The following is an 8,425-nucleotide window of genomic DNA, read 5'->3' on the forward strand; positions in this document are numbered from 1 at the left end:
AGCCCGATTGCATCGCAAAACACTCTGCTATTCTAAGTCTACAGAAATGTTAGGATACTCTATTCGTTTATTAATTCATTATCTGAAGTTTCAAGAAGTGCCTATTCCTTACTGATTCATAGCTTAATTCAGCAACGCCGGAATTATTTCCCCCATCTACTCCATCCCTTTCATACTCGTCAATAGCTTGTGCTAGTCCTTTCCGCTGCTCAACAGCAAACAAATCTTTTAAGATATCATCCCTTGATTGAGAATTGCCAAGGCCAATTCTGGCGATCGCCCGATTTATTTCGTACTTCCAGCTATCTTGCTCAGTTGATGCTCCCGGTATTCGTAGTTCGATGGCGCGATCGAGATAGGAGATGGCTTTGTCTAAATCAGGAGGCTGTGAACTGATATAAGCATAACCTAACTCTGCATTATACGAGGGATTATTGTTATCACTGGCTACCAGAGCCTCAAAAATCGGAATTGTTCTATTAACCCGATCTTTAAACGTTAGAGTTCTTCTTCCTAAGCTACGGGCATCATGAGCAAGATTAAAAGCACGTTCTTTAACATTCTCACTAGCGGCTTCAAGTTTCTCTTGGAGTTCTGATAATTCGGATAAATTTAGCCCTTCTTGAATCTGTAGGTTGACTAGATCGAGGATGTGCTTTCTTTCTTCGAGTTCTTTTGCCTGAGATTCTGCTTTCTCTTTGGCCAGGTCAGCCGTTTCTATACGGTTAATTACCTTCTTTAATGCCGCATCTAGGATGGCTTTACCACCGTAGCCGCCCACCAATCCAGTGACAAAAATCGTGATTTCCAAGCCTGGATCGCCAGTTTTTCTAAGCTCCTGGGGTAAGAACTGATAGGCAATAAGTGACCCACCTATGCCAACAAAAATTTCTCCCAAAAAGCCGGGGTTGAGATTATTGGGATTTTTCTTACTCCAAGACGGCAATTCTAACTCGCCGTCAAGCAATATGGAGTAAAGTAACCCGCCTAATCCCCCAGCCAATACCAGACTTAGATAGATAGTATTTATGCCATTGAACCATTGTAAGTAACCTTGCAAATCGCTAATTTTGGCGGCATTGTTACTCGCAGAACTTGTAAAACTGATTAACTTAGCAAAGCCCAGAGCCATACCAAGTCCTAATAAAAAAGTAAGAATGAAATTAGTAGTCTTGGGAAAGGGGGGAAATGTTAGCGGAGGTTTTTGTTTTGCTTTGTTCATGAACTTAGACTCCAAAACTCAGTTTGTTTACTGTTGAAAAATTAGTTTTATTGGCAGGGATTAATGGGCTTAGATGACTCAATCTCGCTGTTACTTATACGTCAGAATTATCCTGTCCGTTGTTGCTATCGTTATTCAAAGAGCGGAGCGATTTACCTAATAAGTCTCCTAACTTACCATTTAGCAGTGATTGGATCAGTAACATACCACTGGTGGAAAGCATTAACTTGTTAATCTCTTCTCCATTTCCATTGGGAAAAGTATAGATATTAGAGTCTCCCAAAATCCCTGCTTGGGGGGCTAATGCTTTGGCAATTTCAACAACCTGGGGTAAATTTTCCATTAATCGAGGCGCTAACTCCCGAATCATTTGAGCCGTGCGATCGGCATCCGTAGCCGGTATGAGATGGTAACGCTTACCTTCTGCTTCTGCCAAACGTTCGATAGTTTTTGCTTCGTTCTCCACTGACTCTGCGGCTATTTCCGCTTGCAGCTTCTGGCGTTTGGCTTGAGCTTCTTCAATTGCTGTAGTAACAGCTTCTTCTGCTTGGGCGCGTTCTATTTCTGTTTCCAGCCGTTCTTTTTCTTTGCTAATAATCGAGATGGTTGCAGCAATTTCTCCCGTTTCTATTGCTTGATTTATTGTTGCTTGCTTTAAGCGAAACGTTTTATTTTCCTCAATTAATTTTGTGTCCTGTAAGAGCTTGTTAAGTTGAATTTCAATCTCTGTTGTGTTTTTGAGGGATTCTAGTTCTTTTTTGTCGTTTAACTCAGCAATTTCGAGCTTTTTCTTTAAAGCTAATTCAGAGGTTTCAATCGCCTCCTGTAGTTCTTTTTCTTTTTCATTTTGGTATTTTTCTATAATTAGCTCATGATCAGTCTTCCTCTTTTCGACTTTTTCCAGTGTTTCTAAATTTTTCAAAGATGTTTCTTGATGTGTAAGCTCTTGATTTTCTAGTTCAATCCCTATCTCTAATTCCTTTAGCCTTATATCTCTGCCTTTCTCTAATTCCTGTTTTCGTATTGTTTCTTCCGTATCTAATTCCTGTTTTCGTATTGCTTCTTCCGTCTTTAACTCTTCCGTGCGAGTTGCCAGAATTGCCGGTTGAATAACTTTTGTCCTAGCTTCAACTGCCTTGGCATCGAAATAGTTGTCAGCAGTATAGTTGGCACTTTCTTCAATTTCACCAATAACTAGGTCTCTAACAGTTAATCCTAGAGGATTTAGGCAGTTACCAAGTATAGTCGTAGCCTCTTTTCCCACCTCTGTGCGATTTGTATGGAGATAGTCTAATGTATGTTTACTGGCACTTCCTCGTAAGGCGGTTTCGGCGCGTTTTTTAACAGCTTTCTCTACGGCTACGGTTGAAATACTGTCTTCTTCTACCCAAAATTTTTGAGCCTTTTGGTTGTCTTCTTTTGTGTCGGCAATATAGACATAAATTGTCGCTTGTACATTGGCTCGTAAATAATCCTGAGTACGAATATTTGATACTTCTATATCAACAGCAAATTCTTGGGATCGAATCGTGTCTGAGTCTGGTTCAGTCCATGCCTTTAAACCTCCAATAATTTTATCTTTTTGTGACCACAAAGAAACCAGTATCAAGGTGACTACAACAGTCAGTCCTATCGGCACTAAAGAGAAACTGCCGTTACTTGGCGGTGAATTTGATCGGGAAGGATCAGGGGAAGACTGAGCGACAATAACAGGCTCTGTTTGGCTGGGTTGTACTGCTCTCATATAGTAAAGATTCAGATCAGGAAATTCCAGCAATCTTAACATTTATGGTTTTCCAGTAGATAATATGTTAACAAAAATTTGTAACCGTTCAGGGGTAGGGCTGTTTCATTTAACCCCATATTTCGCACTTCAGTCTTATTCTTTCTATGATAAGTTTAACTTATATAGTAGTGATTGATCTCTGTGTTCTTTGTGTCTCTGTGGTTCGTTCCACGCACTCGTCCGCAAGACCGTATCTTAGAATACATTTTACCCACCAAACCCGGGAGAGCCAACGGATTTAGTATTAGAGATAATTGGCTGTGAAAACCCAAAAAAAGGGCGAACAAAATTCACCCTAACAGACAAAATAATCATCCTACAAAGTACCGATAAACTGATCAATGCGATCAAATCCTTTTTCAATCGTCTTTAGGTCTGTAGCATAGGAAAGACGAATACAATCATCAGCACCGAAAGCAATACCGGGGATAGCAGCCACTTTTTGGGTTTCGAGGAGTTTCTGACAAAAATCCCGGGATTTTAAACCAGTTTGACTAATATCGATAAACACATAAAAAGCACCGTTGGGAGTAGGACAATTAAGTCTGGGGAGCGATCGCACTCGTTCTAAAATATACTGTCGGCGCTCGCTAAAAGCTTTGACCATTTCCTCGATGCAATCTTGGGGACTTGCCAAAGCAGCGATCGCACCGTATTGAGCAAAAGTGCAGACATTGGAGGTACTATGACTTTGGATCTTAGTCATAGCCTTGACAATTTCCACCGGTCCTGCTATGTAACCGACGCGCCACCCCGTCATCGAGAAAGCTTTAGCAAAACCATTACTAATAATACTGCGCTGAAAGATTTCTGGACCAAAAGAAGCGATACTGCGGTGAATTGCGCCATCGTAGAGGATTTTCTCGTAAATTTCATCAGAAACCACTAAAATATCCTTTTCAACCACAATTTTTGCTAAAGCTGCGATTTCTTCGGGAGTATAGACAATGCCGGTGGGATTAGAGGGAGAATTGAAAACAAATAATTTAGTTTTCGGTGTAATTGCCGCTTCTAGCTGTTCGGGGGTGATTTTATACTGATTCTCTAGGCTAGTGTTCACTATAACCGATGTTCCTCCCGCTAACGTCACCATTTCAGGATAACTCAACCAGTAGGGTGCGGGAATAATTACTTCGTCCCCCGCTTCAATTAACGCCATGATTAGATTATAGAGAGACTGTTTACCGCCATTGGTAACAATCACATTATCGGCATTGTATGCTAGTTGATTATCCCGCAGCAATTTCTCGGCGATCGCTTTTCTTAACCCCGCTTCCCCGGCAGCCGGTCCGTAGCGAGTTTTTCCCTCATCGAGGGCCTTTTTCGCGGCAGCTTTGATGTGAGTGGGTGTGTCGAAATCTGGTTCCCCGGCGCTAAAACTACAGACATCTTCGCCGTTTTTCTTCATTTCCTTGGCCAGAGAGTCGATAGCTAGGGTAAGGGAGGGGGTGACTTGATTGACTCGTGACGCTAGTTTCATAGTATTTTACCCTGAACGGGCTTTTCTGATGACCTACACAACCTTTAGTATTGTCCATCACCTCGATTGTTCTGGGTGTTTTTTTATATAATCTCCGGAATTGCGGCGCTTAGGGATGGGTGTGGGGTGTGGGGTGATGGGGAAGTGGGGTGATGGGGTGATGGGGAAGTGGGGTGATGGGGAAGTGGGAAGTGGGGTGATGGGGTGATGGGGAAAGTGGGGTGATGGGGAAGTGGGGTGATGGGGAAGTGGGGAAATGGGGAAGTGGGGTGATGGGGAAGTGGGGAAATTGAACTAAAACCCCAAAACCCCAAAACCCCAAAACCTGTCTCCTGTCTCCTGTCTCCTGTCTTCGTTATTGAGGATTTTTTCTTTTTGCGGGTTTTTGTTTGCTGGTAGGGAGTAGGGGAGCGGTTAATTTTTCATAGAGTTCAAAGAGGTATTCAATACGGTTTAATTCACTGGTAAAGGGTTGGGGACGGTAACACAAATCAACAGCTTTGTCAAGTTTTTGGTGAGCTTTGAGCAAGTCGGGAGGCATGGTTAAAGGATCGTATAAATCCGCAAGGCTACTATCGGGATATTTTGCCCTAGTATCTAGCACAGCTTGAGCGCAAGTTTCAACGGTTTGTTTTTGTTTGTCGGTGATATTTTCTGGAAAAGGAAAATTATTATAAACAATATCTTTTGAGTAACGATAATCACTTTTTAATCTGCCACACACATATTTAACCCATGCCATGTGCATTTCAGAAGTTAAAATACCAAATAAATATAAATCGCCGTTCGGAATAGACTGACAAGTATCACTTACGATATTATCAGCAGTAAAAAAGCCAATAGGAATGTATTTTCTATTTTCTGACGTAGTTCTAGGTACAAGAATATAGTCTGATTTGGGTTGTGTGATTTGTCGAAATAAACAATGATAAGAATAGTTTCGAGTTGAAGCTGCAATACTTTTTGCTCTCAATTGCTTCACGGCTTCCACACGCTCCAAAATTTCAGGTATATTCTTTAGTTCATTGGGTTTAATATCGAGTAGCCACAAACACCATTTTTTGCCACCATTTAAAAATTCTCTAGCACTAATAAAAGGTCTAATAAATTTAATTAACAAAGGGTTTTTTGAGACAAGAGTATTTTTTTCTTCTTCAGATAAAATAAAATTACCTCCATCTGTTGGCTTATTTCCATACATCATATTAGGGACATTACAGAGAGGATATTTTCGATTAAAAACCAGAATATTGTTTGCATTGATTAAGTAAGGATTAATATTTTTGGCTTTTATTAAAAGCGGCTCACTGGTTATAGTCTGATAGTCGAATAGATATTTTTCATTAGCTTCAAAACTAGCAAATCCAATAATCACACAATGAACCGCAGCATTACCTTTAGCTTCATTACTCCATTTGAAAGTTCTATGGGCAAAATGAATACTGATATTAAATTCGTTTATTAAAACATTCCATAAGATAGATGATTGTTCCCCTTGAGAAATAGAATTAGTCGCCACTAATCCCACCTTAATTTTTGTGCTTTGAATAAATTGAGCAGATTTATAAAACCATGCTGATACATAATCCATAACCCCTGATCCAATGATTTTATCAAGAACTAGCTTTAAGTCTTCTTTTTGATCAAAATTTTGGTAATGATGCCCCACAAAAGGAGGATTCCCTAAAATAAAATTGAGCTTTTCTTTTGATATAACTTCCTCCCAATCAATCCGTAAGGCATTTCCATGAACAATCTTTGCCGCTTTCTTTAATGGTAAACGCACAAAATACTGACCAAAAGTATTACTAACTTTAATATTCATCTGATGATCAATTAACCACATTGCCACCTCAGCCACCCTCACCGCAAACTCATCGTATTCAATACCCGCAAACTGATTGACATCTACCTGAATAATGGTACTAATATCTGTTACTAACTGCCCCGTTTTATCTAACTCCTGTAATACCAAAATCTCTAAATCCCGTAACTCCCGATAGGTAATAATTAAAAAGTTGCCGCAACCACAGGCAGGATCAAGAAAATATAAATTAGCAATCTTTTTCTGAAATTCTAGTAATTTATTGCGATTGCCTTTAACCTTCTCAAATTCTCTGGATAAATCATCTAAAAATAACGGTTTAATCACCTTTTGAATGTTCTTCTCGGAGGTATAATGCGCCCCTAAATTGCGTCGCTCTTTTGGATTCATTACCGCTTGAAACATAGAACCAAAAATAGCAGGGGAAATTTTTCCCCAATCAAAAGCACAAGCTTCTAATAACATGAATCGCATCTTACTATCAAAAGCCGCTAAGGGTAATGACTCTTCAAATAACTTGCCATTTATGTAGGGAAATTGAGTTAAATTCTCATCCAGATTTTTTAATCTTTTTTCTTCTGGTGTATTCAAAACCTGAAAAATAGCATCAATGTGCATCGCCAAATCACTGCCATCTTCTTTGGTATGTAGATCGATATATTCCCAGAAAATCCCCTTATTAAAAATACCCGTATCATCGGCAAATAAACAAAATAATAAACGCACTAGATAAACTTCCAAATCATGCCCTATATAACCAATTTCTTTGAGGCAATCATGAAGTTTTCCCATTAACTCGGCGGCTTGAATATTGACGGGGTCTTCGTCTTTATAAACTCGCTTTTCGTAACCAGCAATCAAATCAAATAAATGAACGTTATCAACAAAATTACTTAATTCAAATTCCCATTGATTGCCCGAATCTAAATCATATAATTTAAACCGTTGAAAATCCGAGACTAAAATATAACGCGGTAACTCATGTTCCTTTAAATTGGGAAAATAATCCTTAGCCTGTTGTGTGGCTTTTTCTAAATCTTTTCCCTTCGATTTATGCTCAACTAAAATCGTTCCTTTCCAGAGTAAATCAATAAAACCCTGTTTATTATCTGCTTTTTTTATCGGTTGCTCAAAACTGGCTACCCTACGCCGTGAAATGCCAAAGACATGAAAAAAATCATTCCAAAAAGACTGAGATTCTGCTTTTTCTGAAGTCTCTCCTTCCCACTCTTTTTGAAAAGCGATGGCGCGATTTTTAATTTCATTCCAACTTAAAGGCATAGTTTTAACTCCTTATCTTTCGCCGGTTTGCTCAACGATACTAGAAAATGGTGTAGGGAGCCAGATGCAGTCAGCAAGGGATACAGATAAGTAGCTGGTTATAATTAAATTGAAGATAAATTTTAGGTTCGATCCCCCCTTAGTCCCCCCTTGATAAGGGGGGTGCCGATCCCCCCTTAGTCCCCCCTTGATAAGGGGGGCATCTGATAATTTTTAACGCCTACCTACTTAGTTTCCATTTTAGGTGATTTTTTGGTAAACTACAAGGGAAGCTAGAAATTAGTAACGCCTTGAGAATTGTATCCGCTTAGTTAAGTAGTCGGACATAAATTCTGTTGTCTATCTTAATAAATGTAAATTGCCACAATTCTGACTGACGACCGACTCCTGACGACCGGCTACTGACTCCTTACCCCACAGTTAACTTTACTTTTGTCCAACTACTTATCAGTGCAGTTATTGACTCGAACGAATAACTTATCGCTATGTCCAAGACTCTCTACGAACAAGATTTTCAATTGTGGCTCGCAACAACAATTAGCCATCTACAGAAGCGGGAATTTGCTGCGCTGGATACTGATAACTTAATTGAGGAGTTAACCGAGTTGGGAAAATCGGAAAAAAGAACTTTAGAAAGTAATTTGATGATTCTTTTGGCTCACTTGCTCAAATTAAAAGTACAGCACAACGCACCCTGACTGACGGACACATTTTTCAATACAAAGACAAGTACTGTTATGTGAAAGCCTCAAACTCCTGAATAAAAGAAAAGGTAATTTTGCCATAATAATCCTGACGAGCTTTGCGAGAAGCAAAACAGGGAAAAGGGTC

The 8,425-nt window shown here is 39.6% G+C and carries 4 protein-coding genes and 2 pseudogenes; 2 read left to right on the plus strand and 4 right to left on the minus strand.

The features are described 5' to 3' along the window. Window positions 1-115: pseudogene (locus IM509_RS20630) on the plus strand (IS1 family transposase); the annotation flags it as partial. Here IM509_RS20630 and IM509_RS20635 read toward each other — a convergent pair. The 4 genes from IM509_RS20635 to IM509_RS20650 form a co-directional block, all read right to left on the minus strand. Continuing rightward, complete coding sequence (locus IM509_RS20635) at window positions 71-1,222, minus strand: tetratricopeptide repeat protein (protein ID WP_287717338.1); 1,152 nt, start codon at window positions 1,220-1,222, stop codon at window positions 71-73. The pseudogene IM509_RS20630 and the gene IM509_RS20635 overlap by 45 nt on opposite strands. Window positions 1,223-1,316: 94 nt before the next feature. Then, window positions 1,317-3,008, minus strand: coding sequence for an SPFH domain-containing protein (locus IM509_RS20640; RefSeq protein WP_287717339.1), 1,692 nt, complete (start codon window positions 3,006-3,008; stop codon window positions 1,317-1,319). Window positions 3,009-3,324: 316 nt separating this feature from the next. Beyond that, window positions 3,325-4,488 carry a pyridoxal phosphate-dependent aminotransferase gene (locus IM509_RS20645; RefSeq protein ID WP_052276723.1) on the minus strand — a complete coding sequence of 388 codons (1,164 nt, stop codon included), beginning with the start codon at window positions 4,486-4,488 and terminating at the stop codon, window positions 3,325-3,327. A gap of 355 nt (window positions 4,489-4,843) precedes the next feature. Beyond that, window positions 4,844-7,594 carry a DNA methyltransferase gene (locus IM509_RS20650; RefSeq protein ID WP_052276722.1) on the minus strand — a complete coding sequence of 917 codons (2,751 nt, stop codon included), beginning with the start codon at window positions 7,592-7,594 and terminating at the stop codon, window positions 4,844-4,846. Between the two features lie 485 nt (window positions 7,595-8,079). On the opposite strand from IM509_RS20650, the pseudogene IM509_RS20655 reads away from it, so the two are divergent. Further along, window positions 8,080-8,289, plus strand: a pseudogene (locus tag IM509_RS20655) (DUF29 domain-containing protein); the annotation flags it as partial. Between the last annotated feature and the right edge of the window lie 136 nt (window positions 8,290-8,425).

Origin of the sequence: Microcystis sp. M31BS1 (genome assembly GCF_020245285.1) — a bacterium.
In the GTDB taxonomy this organism is placed as follows: Bacteria; Cyanobacteriota; Cyanobacteriia; order Cyanobacteriales; family Microcystaceae; genus Microcystis; species Microcystis panniformis.

What these genes read in the sequence shown, in the direction of transcription:
- IM509_RS20635 (WP_287717338.1), bottom strand. Translation starts at nt 1,222, where the DNA reads ATGAACAAAGCAAAACAAAAACCTCCGCTAACATTTCCCCCCTTTCCC.
- IM509_RS20640 (WP_287717339.1), bottom strand. Translation starts at nt 3,008, where the DNA reads ATGTTAAGATTGCTGGAATTTCCTGATCTGAATCTTTACTATATGAGA.
- IM509_RS20645 (WP_052276723.1), bottom strand. Translation starts at nt 4,488, where the DNA reads ATGAAACTAGCGTCACGAGTCAATCAAGTCACCCCCTCCCTTACCCTA.
- IM509_RS20650 (WP_052276722.1), bottom strand. Translation starts at nt 7,594, where the DNA reads ATGCCTTTAAGTTGGAATGAAATTAAAAATCGCGCCATCGCTTTTCAA.